Source organism: Mucilaginibacter sp. P2_D11 (assembly GCF_056404435.1).
This window is the reverse complement of the sequence record NZ_JBFUEA010000002.1, coordinates 222,929-237,708: the sequence shown is the minus strand read 5'-3', so window position 1 is coordinate 237,708 and position 14,780 is coordinate 222,929. Positions and strand designations below refer to the sequence as shown.

The window sequence follows — 14,780 nt, the reverse complement described above, 5'->3', positions numbered from 1 at the left end:
GGGCTATGCTTTTAGTGTATTCAGCAAATCGATAGCAAAGGTATCCAGATTTTTTACAGCGAGGCCTATGCGCCAGTTGTCGCGGTTACGTTTTTCCACGTAATTTGACACTGCCCTGATCTGTACGCACGGCACCCCGGCCTGCCTACAGGCATAAAAAAAGGCCGCACCTTCCATGCTTTCTAATTGCGGGTTCAGGCGCTGCACAACTTTCGCTATCGATTCGTCCTCGCCATGCACAGTATTCACCGTAATAGAGCGTACCTGTTTAAGATTTTTGTACTTGCCGGCCGCTTTGGTGCCTTTAAAGATATTAGCAATAGTTTCCGATGCCTTAAAGCTGCTTTCTCCCAATCCCATCAGGCTGATGGGCAAAAAGGCATCGGCATCCTCGGCGCCCAGTTCGGCCAGGCTATCGTCTATCACTTCTACTACTTCGCCCAGCTCTATGCCACGATCGAAACTACCGGCTACGCCCAGGTTAATGGCCAGGTCGTATTGGTTTGTAGCCAGTTCTTTACCCAGGGCAAAGGCGGTAGCAACCATACCTACGCCCGTGATTAGCAGCGAATTGGTTACGCCTTCGGGGGCGTTGGCCGTCTTGAAAATATTCTTCTTTTCCGAATCGGATATACGGAACCCAAAGTCCAGGATAAACCCGCCAACTTCCATCCCCGTTGCCGCTACAAACAATATCCGCATAAATCCAATTATATTTATGGGCACTAAGATAAACAACTCGGCTATTTTTGTTTTGTATATTTGCACCATTAATTGCTATGATGATACATATTACGCGCAAAGAACACTTTAACGCAGCACACCGCATGTACCGCGAGGAGTGGAGCGCAGAAAAAAACGCTGAAGTGTTTGGCAAATGCGCCAACCCCAACTGGCACGGCCACAATTACAACCTGTTTGTAACCGTTAAAGGCGAAATTACCCACGCCACTGGTTACCTAATAGACCTTAAGGAGCTTAAGGAAATCATTAACGAGCATGTGATAGAAAAGCTGGACCATAAAAACCTCAACTTGGATGTGGATTTTATGAAAGGCAAAATGGCATCAACCGAGTTGCTTACTATCGAGATATTCAACCAGCTTAAAGGCCCTATCGAGGCTTATCCGGGTGTGTTCCTGCATTCGGTACGATTATTTGAAACCGACAACAACTCTGCCGAGTATTTTGGCGGCTAAGCCCGAACTATGAATAACGATACCCATATCCCCGATAGGGAAGACGATATCAGCGGTTACCAAAAGATAGACCGCTACAACCCCGGGCTAATTGAAAGCTTATCGGCCAATTACCTGCAAGTTTTGAAGCATGTTGGCGAAAACCCGGCGCGCGAAGGGCTTTTGAAAACACCCGAACGCATGGCAAAAGCTATGCTGTACCTTACCCATGGCTACGACCTTAACGCAACAGAGATTTTGAACTCAGCCATGTTCAAGGAAGATTACAGCCAGATGGTTATCGTGAAAGACATTGAGGTGTACTCCATGTGCGAGCATCACATGCTACCCTTCTTCGGCAAGGCGCATATTGCCTATATACCCAATGGCTACGTAGTTGGCTTAAGTAAAATACCTCGTGTAGTTGATGCCTTCGCCCGCCGCCTGCAGGTGCAGGAACGTTTGACTAACGAGATACGCGATTGCATACAGCAAACCCTTAACCCAATTGGCGTGGGCGTGGTGATAGAGTGCCGCCACCTGTGCATGAGCATGCGCGGCGTACAAAAGCAAAACTCGGTAACCACCACATCGGCGTTTACCGGCGAGTTTTTAAAAGAGAAAACCAGGACAGAGTTCCTGAATTTGATTAGTTCGAAACTGAGTTAGTTCATTTGTTCAAGGTTCATTAGTCATTGGTGCAGAGTCGCCACTTATTCTACTAATAAACCAATGAACGAGTTGAACCAATAAACCAAACCAAATGAAAGCATACATTTTCCCTGGGCAGGGTGCCCAGTTCCCAGGCATGGGTAAAGACCTTTACGAGCAAAGCGAACAGGCAAAAGAGCTTTTCGAGCAAGCCAACGGCATTTTGGGTTTCCGCATTACCGATGTAATGTTCGATGGTACCGAGGAGGACCTGAAGCAAACCAACGTAACCCAGCCTGCTATATTCCTGCACTCGGTTATATTGGCAAAAATAATGGCCGGTTTTGAGCCGGAGATGGTTGCCGGGCATTCGCTTGGCGAATTCTCCAGCCTGGTGGCATCAGGGGCTTTATCTTTTGAGGATGGGCTTCGCCTGGTTGCAGCACGCGCAAACGCCATGCAAAAAGCCTGCGAAATACAGCCCGGTACCATGGCCGCTGTTTTAGCACTGGATGATTTTACCGTTGAGGATATATGCCACCAGGTGAGCGAGGTGGTGGTACCCGCCAATTACAACTGCCCCGGGCAGTTGGTAATATCGGGCAGCATAGCCGGCATTGATGCCGCTTGCGAAAAAATGCTGGCCGCCGGCGCTAAACGCGCCCTGAAACTAAACGTGGGCGGCGCTTTCCACTCCCCGTTGATGGAAGCTGCGAGGGTTGAGCTACAGGATGCCATCCTGCAAACCCAATTCAACACACCGGTTTGCCCGGTGTACCAAAATATTGATGCCAAGCCGCATACCGATGTGGAAGAAATAAAGAAAAACCTGATAGCGCAGTTAACAGGCCCTGTACGCTGGACGCAGACCGTAGAACAGATGCTACGCAATGGCGCCACCTCCTTTACCGAAGTTGGCCCGGGCAAAGTGCTGCAAGGCCTGGTAAAAAAGGTGAACAAGGAAGTACCTACTGCCGCAGCTGTATTATAAAAGTTAAAGCAAAACTTATTGCGCTGTAATTAGTTCTGCTTATAACGATTAAATAGCTTTAACAACAATTGACTACCGCCGGAAAAATACGTGCTCTGCTGGCGCTTTTGTTCGCCAGCTTATTAATTACAGCAATAATTGTTGAGAACGCCTATTCGCCTGAAAAAAATCTGGAACAATCGGCGCAGGTGCTGGAAGGCAACCTGCACCGGCAGGAACGGTACGTTTACGATCTGCTGAATGATAAGGAGGGTTTTAAGCAAATCAAAAGCTTCGCTATAAATCATTCGGCCGGGCTTAGCTTCATAAATAACTATACCAACAATAAAAATATTTTGCTTGTTACCGCACGTAACGGCAATATCGATTTTTGGAGCGGGGTTACAGTAATTCCTCAAAACCCCGCCCGCTTTAAAGATGGCACCTCCTTTATACGCACCAATAACGGATATTATGAGGTAATCAAAAAATCCGAAGGGCTGTTCTCGGCCCTCTTTTTCATCCCGGTGAAAAATGCCTACCGGTTTCAGAATAAATACCTGCAAAATATCTTTTCCAAAGAACTCACTACCGATACCAATATCGACATTGCCGACTTTGCCGATAAAGGCATCTACGCCATCCATGATGCAAAGGGGGCTTATCTTTTTTCGGTAAAACTTACCGGCGGGCAGCAAAACAGCCGTTTGCTTTACTTCGAGCTAACGATGTGGACACTCGCCATGCTTAGCCTCTTTGTGCTTATCCATGTATTGGTAACCTACCTGTCCAACCGGGGGCTGGTTTACCTCTCGCTGCTTGCGCTGGCTATTTTTATCGTGGCCTTCCGCTTTGCCAACCTACATTACGGCTGGCCAGGCTTTACGCAGCCGCTAATGCTTTTTAACCCGCAGCTTTACGGCGCAAACTATCTGTACCCCTCCCTTGGCGATTTTTGTCTCAACATACTCGCCATTTGCTGGTTTGTGGCCTATCTGTACACGCTGCGCCATAAGCTGCTCAAAAAAACGCCCGGCAAAGCTTTCGGCTACCTGGTGTTCGTCTTATGCTTTGGTGCATTGATGGGCATGGCTGCCTACCTCCTGAATTTGTTTTACGGACTGGTCCTTTATTCAAAAATTAGTTTCGATGTAAACAACGTGCTCAACCTATCGGTGTATAGCCTACTGGGCGTTTTGATGCTATGCTTTAGCTTTTTGATATTTGTGTTACTTGCCGAGGTTGTGCTCACCATCTGTTTTAAACTACAAATGCCGGCTATGCATCAGGGCGTGGTCTTTTTGCTGGGCATAATTGCCATTACTGTAGCGGTAAGTTGGCAAGGGGGGCTTACGGTATTCTACCTGCTTGGCGGCCTGATGGTAATTATACGGGGATACCGCTACTTTTATGTGGATCAAAGATTCACCTCCGCATCGTTCATCGTAATCGTGCTGGTATGCGCCATCATATCGGCGGTGAAGCTCAACCGGTTCGAGGAAGAGAAAGAAGCAGCAACCCGCCGTGTATTGATACAGCGCCTGGAAGTGCCCGGCGACCCCACTGCCGATGCGCTTTTTAAACAGGTAGAAAAACAAATCATCAAAGACACGGCTGTTATCCGATATTTCAAAAGCCGCGATTACTCTAATGATTATCTTGCTGCACGCCTACAGAAATTATACTTCGACAGGTATCTTTCAAAATACGAATTCACTATGCATGAGTTCGATATACAGGAAAGACCCATATCGGCCGATAAAAACTATACACTCGACGTTTTTAAAGACCTGGTACTGTACAGCTCCTTAAAAGTATCCGCCCATTTCTATCGCGAAAACGAGTCGTTTGGTTTCCAAAGCTACTTTGCTATACTGCCCATTACCGATGCCGGCACCGGCCTGGGCACCATCGTAATCGAGCTAAAAGCAAAGCCGCAACTGGTACTAGGTACTTTTCCGGGGCTGCTTGTCGATAAAACCGACAAGCCCGAGGAAGAGTTCAAAGATTACTCTTACGCTTTTTACACCGATAATATGTTGGTTGGGCAAAGCGGCAGCTACGTGTACAGCGTTGTAAACAAAGAATTTAACGGCACGCTGAAGAAATACACCATGCAAGAGAGCAATAGCCACGTGGCCAATTGGATGGATGGGCTCACGCGCTATAGCCACCTGCTTTACAAGCCGAGCAACCGTAACCTTATCGTAGTAAGCAAGGCGGAAAACCCTGTGGCATCTATTATTACGGCCCTTACCTTCTTTTTTGTGATGATACTGGCCTTCGCCAGCCTTGTGCTATTCGTGAGGTTTTTGTGGATAAAGGTGAAGATACTGAATATCAACAACAACCGCATCAACTGGAGTTTTAAGATAAACCCCGATAGGATATTGTATAAAACCCGCATACAATTCTCCATGATTTTTGCGGTAGTGATTACGCTGGTGCTGGTGGGCATAATTACCTTCGTATCCATAAGCACGCAATACCAGTCGCAGCAGGATAAAACCATCCGCGATAAAATTATGCGGATATCCGCCGTGCTGGAAAAAGGGCCGGTAGCCGGCTATATTGCCGATGTTACCGAAGCAAACAAGGCAGAATTTGATAAACTTGCCGATAGCTACGCTACCGATTTAACCCTTTACGATCTTAACGGCAGTCAGATTATTTCAACCCAGCCTAAGATATACGATTATGACCTTATTGCGCCGAGGATGAACGGCCAGGCGTACATTGCCCTTAAGGACCAGCAAAAATCCGAATTCGTGAACGAGGAACGTATATCCGGGCTTACTTATAAAGCGGCCTACGCTCCCCTGCGTAATTCGCAGCATCAAACCATTGCCTATTTGCAGCTGCCTTTTTTTGCCAACGCCGCCGATTATACCGAACGCATAGGCACATTGCTTAATGTAATGATAAATGTTTATGCATTGGTTTTTATAGCCATTGGCCTTTTTGCCGTAATTATTGCCCGCCAGATAACCGCTCCGCTCAATTTCATACAATACAACCTAAGCAAAACCATCTACGGCAAAAAGAACGAACCCATAAAATGGGCCCGTAACGACGAGATTGGCGCCCTGGTGCAGGAGTACAACAACATGATAGCCGCCCTGGAAACCAGTGCCAAAAAGCTTGCACAATCTGAAAGGGAAAACGCCTGGCGCGAAATGGCCAAGCAGGTAGCGCATGAAATCAAAAACCCGCTTACGCCGCTTAAGCTGGGCTTGCAACTGCTCGATAAATCGTGGAGGGATAAAGACCCCAAGTTCGACCAGAAATTCGAGCGTTTCAGCAACTCTTTCGTAGAGCAGATAGAGAGCCTCTCAAACATCGCATCGGAGTTTTCGGCTTTTGCCAAAATGCCCGATACACGGATTGAACGGATCAACATATTCGATATGCTTGGGCAGGCGGTTATTATTTTTAAGCAGATGGATAACGTAAGCATCAGAATGATGACGCAGGAAACCCCGTTCCACATCAGTGCCGACCGCGACCAGCTGCTGCGCTGCTTTAACAACCTGCTTAAAAACGCCATAGAAGCCACCCCGACAGGCAGGGCTTGCCTCATAGAAATAAACTTTTTGGTTACCAGCAAAAACGTGCTACTCACTATAAAAGATAACGGCAACGGCATCCCCGAGAATATGCGCGATAAGATATTCGAACCGAACTTTACAACCAAAAGCTCGGGCACCGGGCTGGGGCTGGCCTTCGTAAAAAACTCAATAGAAAATGCCAACGGCAAGGTTTGGTTCGAAACCAACATGGGCGTAGGCACCACCTTCTACTTAAATTTTCCGGCATATAGTGCCGATGAGGTGTAGAAGCGCCGGGGTACGCACAGATTAGAATACAAAATATCGAACATTGAATTTCGAATATCCAACACCGAAGTTTGCCTTACTTCATTATTCGGGATTTAGCGTTCGGGGGTCGATATTAAAAAGGATTAAGCCACCGGCTGACTTTGTACCGGCAAAGCATGTACCGGTATGGTGAACAAAAACTCGGTGCCTATTCCCGGTTGGCTGCTTACACGTATGGTGCCGCTGCATTTTTCAACCAAATCTTTACAAAACAATAAGCCCATACCCGTGCCTAACTCGTTGTTGGTGCCGCTTTTGCTATCTACCTTGCTTTTGAATAGTCGGTCGGCCTGTTCGGGCAACATACCCACCCCTGTATCTTTTACGCTTACGGTAACCATGCCGTCTTTACCCGTTGCCGCGCGTACTTCTATGGTATCGCCCTTGCCCGTAAATTTAATGGCATTGGTTATAAGGTTGCGGATAACGATGCGGATAGAGTTAGGGTCGGCCGCAGCGATAAGGCCCGGCGGCACATGGTTGGTAAGGGCAACGCCTTTCTGTATAGCGGAATCGTTGTGGCTGTCTACCTCGTAACGCACCACATCCGTTACCGAAAACGTGGTTACCGAAGTTACGAAACTCTCCATTTGGCTATTTATCCAAAAAAGCAGCGTATCCAAAAAATCGGAGGTGTACTCCAGTTTTTTTAGCACGCTGGGTATCATATCTAGCATTTCCTGGTGGGTGATGGTATTGTCCTGCAACAAATCGAACATCCCCCTCAGCGTGCTCAGCGGCGCGCGCAGATCATGCGCCAATATCGATATCAGCCGGTCTTTCAGCTTATTCAGGTCGTTCAGCTTATAGGTTTGCTCATCAAGGCTCACCTTTTGCTGCAGAACCTCGGTATTCTTCTCTGCTAGTTTGGCATTGATTTTTTGCTGCGCCCGCTTTTGGCGATAATAATTCAGCAGGATGATTACCATTGCCAAAATAATTACCCCAAAGATGATGTTGAGCGAGCGCTGGCCGGATATTTTTTGTTGGTACAACAAAGTCTGCTCGCGCTGCTGTTCCTGCAACTGATGCTCTTTGGTGGCAAACTCCAGTTCATAGTTAAAAGAGGTAAGCTTCTGTATGCTTTCGTTTGCCTTAAGCGTAGCCTTTAAATCGTTGTACAGGTTAAGATAGGCGTAGGCCTCGTTAAACTTGCCAAGGCCGGCCAGGGTTTTGCTCAATTGCAACGCGGCATTTGCCCTTACCTGCAGGTTGCCCAGTTTTATGGCCAAAGCCTGCCCCGCCATAGCGTGCTGATAAGCATCGGCATACTTTTTTTGCAAGTTATACGCGGTAGACAAGCCTATTAGGGCATAAGCCTGGTTAAAAACGTATTTATACTTGCTGGATATCTGTAGTGCGGTATCCAGGTACCGAATGGCTTTGGCATCCTGGTTTTGGTTGGCATAGCAAAGGCCCAGGTCGGTATAAAGAGAGCATAGGCCGTCAATATCCTCCTGGCTTTTGGCCACGGTCAATGATTTGGTGAGGTAGCCTATGGCTTTTGCATACTCGTGCTGGGCAAGCAGTACTTCGCCTATGTTTTCATTAACGGTGGCAATAGCCTGATAGTTTTTTGTGCCGTTGAAAAGGCTCAGCGCTTTTTGGTAATAATCAAGCGCCCTGGGGTACACCTCCATGTTTTGCAGTACCAGTCCAATATCGTTATACAACTCGGCCGATGGGCCATCGTAATGGTTCTTTACGGCTATAAAAAGGCCTTTATAATAAAAATCAAGCGCTTTTGAAAGGTCACCCTGGCTATAGTACACCACTCCGATATTCTTTAAATTATCGGCAAGCGCTTTTTCGTCGTTTATGGTGGTGTTTATCTTAAGCGCCTGGTTAAGATAAACCAGGGCCTGTTTATAATCGGCAAGCAGGGTGTACATGCGAGCCAATGAGACATAGCTGGCACTTAGCCCCTTATAATTCTTTAGCCGTTTAAATATGGCTATGGCTTCGTCAAAATCCTGCTGCGCCATTTCAGACCGCCCTTTGAAATAGTTTACGTGGCCCGTTTGCAGCAGCCCGTTTGCAATACCCTGGTCGTACTTTATTTTTCGGGATAGTTCTACGCCTTTTTTTCCGTAATAGAAGGCGCTATCGGGGTTCGATTGGAAATAATCGGCGGCGAGTTTGTTTATCCGGTTTATCGTAACGGTATCTGCCGACTGCTGTGCCGTAAGCTGTTTGCTGATAAGGTTCTTGATGCTATCTACCCGGCGGCTGGCTACACCGGCAAGCAGGGAGGCGTGTGCAAGGCAAAACAAAAGGGTTGCGCCAAGCTTAGCCGGGCGAATAAGTTTTAGGGGCATGCGTTATGTTGACCAGTTATACTTGCTTATACGGAAACCGCAGTTAAAAAAGTTTCCGATAAGATAAGCATAAAAATACAATATCTGCATAGGCAAAAATTACTATTTATTGGCCAGGTTCCAAAGCGTCATAAAAGCAAGCTGGGTTTGCTTGGTAAGCAGGGAATAGTTTATTTTATCGGGCGTATCGGTGGGCTTATGATAATCTGTGCTGAAGCCGCAGTCGATGCGCACAAACGGTACGCCTTTTTCGTAAAAGGGGTATTGATCGGATCCTGTTAAGCGCCTCATCATATATTGTGGGCTTTCGTAGTACGTATCAAGTGTTACCTTCACCGATGAATCGTTGGCGGCGTACAAAGCCTCCCTTAGCCCCCTGTTCAGGGTGTCTTTTACCAATATATAGGCATAGTTTAGGCTGTCTGCGCTTTTATTGCGTAGGTGCAGGGTATCAACCCTGCCAAACATATCAATGTTAAGTACCGCGTAGGTTTTGGCCATTGGGTAAACAGGGTGCCTTACGTACCAGGCCGAACCCAGCAAGCCACGCTCCTCGCCGGTGAAAGATGCAAAAACAATCGTACGCTTTGGCCTCATGCCTTTTTTAATGGCGCGGTTCATCATAGCGGCAACCTCCATTACGGCTACCGTACCGCTCGCATTATCCACCGACCCGTAATAGATGTCCTTTCCGTTCACCCCATCATGATCGTGGTGGGCCGAAATTACGATGCAAGCCAGCGAGGTATCGGTACCCTTTATAATGCCTATAACATTGGGGGCTTGTGTTTCTTTAAAGGCAACGTCAACACGTACCGTCAGCTTGCATTTAATGTCGAAATATTGCTTCTCTCCGGCACCCTGCACTATGGCATCGTCATTAACGGTCAAATTATTCGCGGCTAGCATCTCGCGTAGTCGACCGGTGGTTACGTTTATTTCGGGCAGTGGTAACGGCGGCGTGGCCGGGCCGGCCTGTGGCTGTACATATTGTGGCAAAAACCTGCGGCCCTTTTGCCTGTCAATTATTTGATAAAAAAACGGGCCGCTCCACGCTACCATCAGCGCGCCCCTTTTTTTCAATACATTCTCCATGCTGTCTATCCCCTTGGCAATAAATGCCCTGATCAGTTTGGTGTTAAAGAATACCGCCTTCTCCCTCACGTCCATTACAGATAAATCGCGATAGAAATCTTCCACGCTGTTTTGCCCGGCGTATATAACGGGTACGTCCTTCAAGTCGGTGGGTCCGTCGCCCGCGTACATCAGCCAGCCGTCCAGGTAATCGTACCGGGCGTTGTTTATGCCTAAGGTTGCGCTTTGCGTTTTTAGCACCGCTGTAATCGATTGATAATACGATTTGCCTTTGCCGTAAGGCGCGGCTATGCCGTTTGCTTTAAAAGAAGCCGCTACGAATTCAGAAGCCAGCGTATCGCCGTGGCTGCCCATCAGCCTGCCTTGCAACGGAGCACTGGCCAGGTAGTACAGGTTTTTTTTAAGGCGGGCGGTTGAGCACGTGTTAGCTATGCTTTGAATAGTTTTTTGCTGCGCCATGCAGGCGGTGCCAAAAAAACAGAGGAAAAGGAATAAGCGCATTTAAGGGGGCGTAGGTACGGTGTTTGATAATCAGTAAGATGCGCGTAAATGTATAAAAACATTTTTATTTTTTAATGTGCGTCAGTGGCTATGATGTTCGTCATGTTTTTTTATGAACGCGCATGCTTATTTAGCGGTGTCGAAACTTTTATGTATAAACGGTGTTATAATACCCATTCAACTCTTATTTTAAATGCAGATATATGAAAATCAGATTATTAATACCGGCACTGCTTGTATTGGCAGTAATGGCACAAAGTTGCGTTAGCTCAAAACAATATAAACAACTGCAAAGCAACTACAACCAGCTTGATAGCAGCAATCGCGATTTGAAAACCAAATACCTTACAAGCGAGCAGAACCTGGCTGTACGCACAGGCCGAGTGGTAAGCCTGGAAGACCAGCTGGCCAACGAACGGGCCAACGCCAAGCAATTGCAGGCCGCTTTAGATAAATGCTTAACATCGGGCAGCCAGGGTAACGTAAACATCTCTAAACTGGTTGATGAGATAAACTCCTCTAACCGCTACATACAGCAACTGGTGAACGCTAAGAACAAAAGCGACTCGCTTAACCTGGTCCTTACAAACAACCTCACCCGCTCGCTCAGCCAGGCCGAAGCGCAAGGTGTAGACGTGCAGGTGTTGAAAGGCGTGGTTTACATATCCCTGTCTGATAATATGCTCTACAAATCGGGCAGTTACGAAATTTCTGATCAGGCCGGTGCCACATTAAGCAAAATTGCCAAAATCATTAAAGACTACAGCACGTACGATGTGTTGATAGAGGGCAATACCGATAACGTGCCAATCTCGCAGAAGAATATCCGCAACAACTGGGATTTGAGCGCGCTACGTGCATCATCGGTAGTGCAGGCTCTGCAAAACACCTACCAGGTAGATCCCAAGCGCTTAACCGCTGGTGGCCGTGGCGAGTATAACCCGGTGGCCGATAACACAACCGACTCGGGTAAACTTAAGAACAGGCGCACCCAAATTATCATTACCCCTAAGCTGGATCAGTTTATGGAGCTGATAAATAAAGCACCTGACAAACAGCAATAACCGATAAAATCGTGTTAAATAAAAAAGGCGAGCCTCCATTGGGTTCGCCTTTTTTTATGCCGAAAGGTTAATTCACGATATTGGTGCGCAAATCTTAACTTTAAGCCACCAATGTAAAATCCGTTAAATAACCCTAAATGAAACCAGTTAAAATTATTGATCGCATCATCCTGATGGGCATGTTGCTTTGCACCATTTGGGCTATTACGCCGGCGATGGCGCAAGTACCCATCCGCGACCCGCATACAGCTGGTTATGTATCGGCTACAGAACTACCGGATGGCACCATCCCTTCGCCCGGCGCAAACGGAAACTTTATTATTGGCCCCACGCATAATCCGGCACCGCAATCGATACTGCAGGCCAATGTACCGCAGGGCACAGTATACCGGTTTACGATAGACTCTAAGGATAGCAAAACTTATCCCGGCATTGCCCGCGAACCAAACACATTCGGCACGCCAGACCCGACAAACCCGGCCCGGCTAATTGTTACAACGAGCCATCCGGCTCCTTATACCCGCCAGGTAGCGGTGTATGTCCCCAAACAATATGTTGCGGGTACTGCTGCGCCGCTTATTATTGGTGCCGATGGGCCCGACAATTTGCTTTTTACCGTATTAGATAACCTGATTGCCGAAGGCAGGGTGCCGGCCATGATTGCCATTTCTATCGGCAACGGCAGCGGCGACGCCCAGGGCAGCCAAAGGGGCCTGGAGTATGATACGATGAACGGCCTTTATGCAGAGTTTGTTGAAAATGAAATTCTCCCTTTGGTGGAAAGCAAGTACCAGGTAAAACTAAGCAAAGACCCAGACGCGCGTGCTACCATGGGCGGCAGTTCAGGGGCATCTTGCGCGTTGATTATGGCCTGGTACCACCCGGAATTATACCACCGCGTGCTCAGCTATTCGGGTACGTTTATAAATCAGCAATGGCCCTACAACCCCAAAACGCCGCAAGGCGCCTGGGGATTCCATACAACGCTGATCCCAAAAAGCCGCCCCAAACCCTTACGGATATGGATGGAAGTAGGCGACCGGGATTTGTATAACCCCAACATCATGCGCGACGATATGCACGATTGGGTACTTGCAAACGAAAAGATGGCAATAGCCCTCGCCGCCAAGGGTTATCAATACCAATTTGTTTTTGCCCGCAACGCCGGACATGTTGACCATAAAGTGAAAATGCAAACGCTTCCTGAGGCGCTGGAGTGGCTTTGGAAGGATTATGTGAAGAAATAAATTGCAGCGCTTATACACGAATTATTTCCGATGGATCAAAGATTAAAAAAACTTAATATCAAGCTTCCTATTTACTGGGTAGATATTTCGCCAGATAACCCTGATGGCCCTCCAACTTTTATTGATAATACCCTTGACGATCCCGGCGTATTGCAAATTTCGACAGTAGAGTATGTATCCGGCGAGATCCCCAATCCAAGCTTAACAGACCTGGTCTATTTCTCTAAGAATATGGGGTTAAAAAATAATTTTGGTGCTTTACAACATGAGGTGTCCGGCAATTGCTCATACGGCATTTTTGGATGTGCTCAGTTTTCAAGTTCAGATTTTCCCCACATCTCTGTTTGGCATATATCCGACGGGAAGAATTTTATCATTGCTACGTTTATATGTTCCACCTATCCTGCTCAAAAGCAAGTAAATGATGTAAAGGCTGTTTTAACGTCGATTAAAAGAAAATCATTTTTGGCATTATTGTTTGGTTAAATAACGGCTTATTAACCAACATATTTGCATCGAAAGTTCTCGCAATTAAAAAGCGCTCAGGCTTACACCTAAAGGTTTCTAACTTAATCGTCGGGATGAGAAGATTCGAACTTCCGACCTCCAGCACCTCACGCCTTTAAGTGGCTATTTTCATTCACTAAAACCGCATTTTATAGCTAAAATCGCCATCTTCTGTTTTTTTGATTACGTGTTTTTAGGTTGTTTTTGACAAAAATGTTAGACCTAAAAGTTTCTTGACTTTTGTTAAAAGGGTAAATAATTATTTACCCGATTTGAATAACGGATTTAATCTAAAATACTCACCGCCTGCAAAAGCAACGGTATAATCGGATTTAAAATGTTCGCTTTTTTTATAATAATCTGTAGAGATAATTTGCGCACCAGATTGCATGGCCGCGTTAAAGCTGCTTTTATCATTAGCACGCGCTTCCTGGGTATCGCTATCTGCACGTGTGCGGATAATGTAGCCTTTTTTAACCAGCGCGGTAATTTGCAGCATTTGTTTTTTAGAATCGTTCATCACATGGATGGCCGCTTCCGGCGTTCCGGGTTCGGAGTTGGTAAAAAGAACCCTGCCCTTAAGTGAAGGATGGCCGCTGATATACTCGCTAAGCTTTGGCTCTGTTTCATCCAGCAAGAAAATGAATTTCCCTTTGGCTTGCTTCAGCGTAGGCCAGTTTTGATGTAATACAGCCTCTTCGAGGGTTTTATATTTGCCTCTAACATTGTCTGGTGTTAATACGTGACTTAAGCCCAGGTTGTCGGCAATTTCTTTATCCAGTTTATCGTAAATGGCCGATGTGAATTTGTCGGGGACGGTAAATCCGGGGCGTTTCATTACCTCATCTTTTGCGTTCATAGTAATGAAGATGGGGTGATGATTTGGATGCGCTTCCGACCATTTTTTTAACTCTTGCAGGCACCCTTTAAACGTAGGGCAATTGCTCCGGTAATCGATATCCTGTATGTGGAAAACCTTAAAACCGGGCTGTTTCATCAGCCCTTCTGTATCGTAAGCGGGTTGGCCTGGTGCCCAGTCCAACCCTTTGGGGTGGGCGTATTTTCCACCTAAGGTATCCGCGTAAACATCTATCTCTAAATCTAAAAGGCCTAAATTCAGTTGTTCGGTAAGGCTTATGTGGCTGTAATCTATTTTACTCATAGATACAGAATCTGCCCGTTGTAGTATCTTAAACAGTTTTGGGTCGATAGCTCTTTTATAACTATTGTGCGAGCCGATAACCTGTATGTGGTTGATGGGTACATTATCGCCGGGATCTGTATTTACACCAGGCAAAGCCAAAAGCGAAATAATTAATAAGCCGAATGTGAGTTTCATGACGGTTAGTATTAAAAACAGCCCCGGCTCAA

The 14,780-nt window shown here is 46.8% G+C and carries 11 protein-coding genes; 7 read left to right on the top strand and 4 right to left on the bottom strand.

Annotation, left to right across the window (positions count from 1 at the left end):
- Positions 1-3 precede the first annotated feature (3 nt).
- On the bottom strand, positions 4-702 hold the full coding sequence (gene mqnB, locus AC1DXC_RS03995; protein WP_477457843.1) for a futalosine hydrolase: 699 nt from the start codon (positions 700-702) through the stop codon (positions 4-6).
- Between the two features lie 80 nt (positions 703-782).
- Between mqnB and AC1DXC_RS03990 the strand changes: the two genes are divergently transcribed.
- The 4 genes from AC1DXC_RS03990 to AC1DXC_RS03975 all read left to right on the top strand — a co-directional run bounded on the left by AC1DXC_RS03990 (position 783) and on the right by AC1DXC_RS03975 (position 6,635).
- A complete protein-coding gene (locus tag AC1DXC_RS03990) occupies positions 783-1,199 on the top strand; it encodes a 6-pyruvoyl trahydropterin synthase family protein (protein ID WP_477458014.1) in 417 nt (138 codons plus the stop codon).
- Between the two features lie 9 nt (positions 1,200-1,208).
- Positions 1,209-1,847, top strand: a complete 639-nt coding sequence (folE, locus tag AC1DXC_RS03985; RefSeq protein WP_477457842.1) for a GTP cyclohydrolase I FolE — start codon at positions 1,209-1,211, stop codon at positions 1,845-1,847.
- A 94-nt stretch (positions 1,848-1,941) separates the two neighbouring features.
- Positions 1,942-2,820 (top strand): ACP S-malonyltransferase, encoded by an 879-nt coding sequence (gene fabD, locus AC1DXC_RS03980; RefSeq protein ID WP_477457841.1) that lies wholly within the window; start codon positions 1,942-1,944, stop codon positions 2,818-2,820.
- Between the two features lie 68 nt (positions 2,821-2,888).
- The gene (locus AC1DXC_RS03975; RefSeq protein ID WP_477457840.1) at positions 2,889-6,635 is read left to right on the top strand and encodes a sensor histidine kinase; all 3,747 of its coding nucleotides are present in this window, start codon (positions 2,889-2,891) and stop codon (positions 6,633-6,635) included.
- A gap of 125 nt (positions 6,636-6,760) precedes the next feature.
- Here the strand turns inward: AC1DXC_RS03975 and AC1DXC_RS03970 are convergent, their stop codons facing one another.
- Entirely contained in the window at positions 6,761-8,995 is a 2,235-nt protein-coding gene (locus AC1DXC_RS03970; protein ID WP_477457839.1) for a tetratricopeptide repeat-containing sensor histidine kinase, read from the bottom strand.
- A 102-nt stretch (positions 8,996-9,097) separates the two neighbouring features.
- Positions 9,098-10,591, bottom strand: coding sequence for a M28 family metallopeptidase (locus AC1DXC_RS03965; RefSeq protein WP_477457838.1), 1,494 nt, complete (start codon positions 10,589-10,591; stop codon positions 9,098-9,100).
- A 203-nt stretch (positions 10,592-10,794) separates the two neighbouring features.
- On the opposite strand from AC1DXC_RS03965, the gene AC1DXC_RS03960 reads away from it, so the two are divergent.
- The 3 genes from AC1DXC_RS03960 (at position 10,795) to AC1DXC_RS03950 (ending at position 13,388) form a co-directional block, all read left to right on the top strand.
- Positions 10,795-11,655 carry an OmpA/MotB family protein gene (locus AC1DXC_RS03960; protein WP_477457837.1) on the top strand — a complete coding sequence of 287 codons (861 nt, stop codon included), beginning with the start codon at positions 10,795-10,797 and terminating at the stop codon, positions 11,653-11,655.
- A gap of 137 nt (positions 11,656-11,792) precedes the next feature.
- Positions 11,793-12,902, top strand: coding sequence for an alpha/beta hydrolase (locus AC1DXC_RS03955; protein WP_477457836.1), 1,110 nt, complete (start codon positions 11,793-11,795; stop codon positions 12,900-12,902).
- 30 nt (positions 12,903-12,932) lie between these two features.
- A complete protein-coding gene (locus AC1DXC_RS03950) occupies positions 12,933-13,388 on the top strand; it encodes a hypothetical protein (protein WP_477457835.1) in 456 nt (151 codons plus the stop codon).
- Positions 13,389-13,668: 280 nt separating this feature from the next.
- Here the strand turns inward: AC1DXC_RS03950 and AC1DXC_RS03945 are convergent, their stop codons facing one another.
- Complete coding sequence (locus AC1DXC_RS03945; RefSeq protein ID WP_477457834.1) at positions 13,669-14,748, bottom strand: phosphatidylinositol-specific phospholipase C1-like protein; 1,080 nt, start codon at positions 14,746-14,748, stop codon at positions 13,669-13,671.
- Between the last annotated feature and the right edge of the window lie 32 nt (positions 14,749-14,780).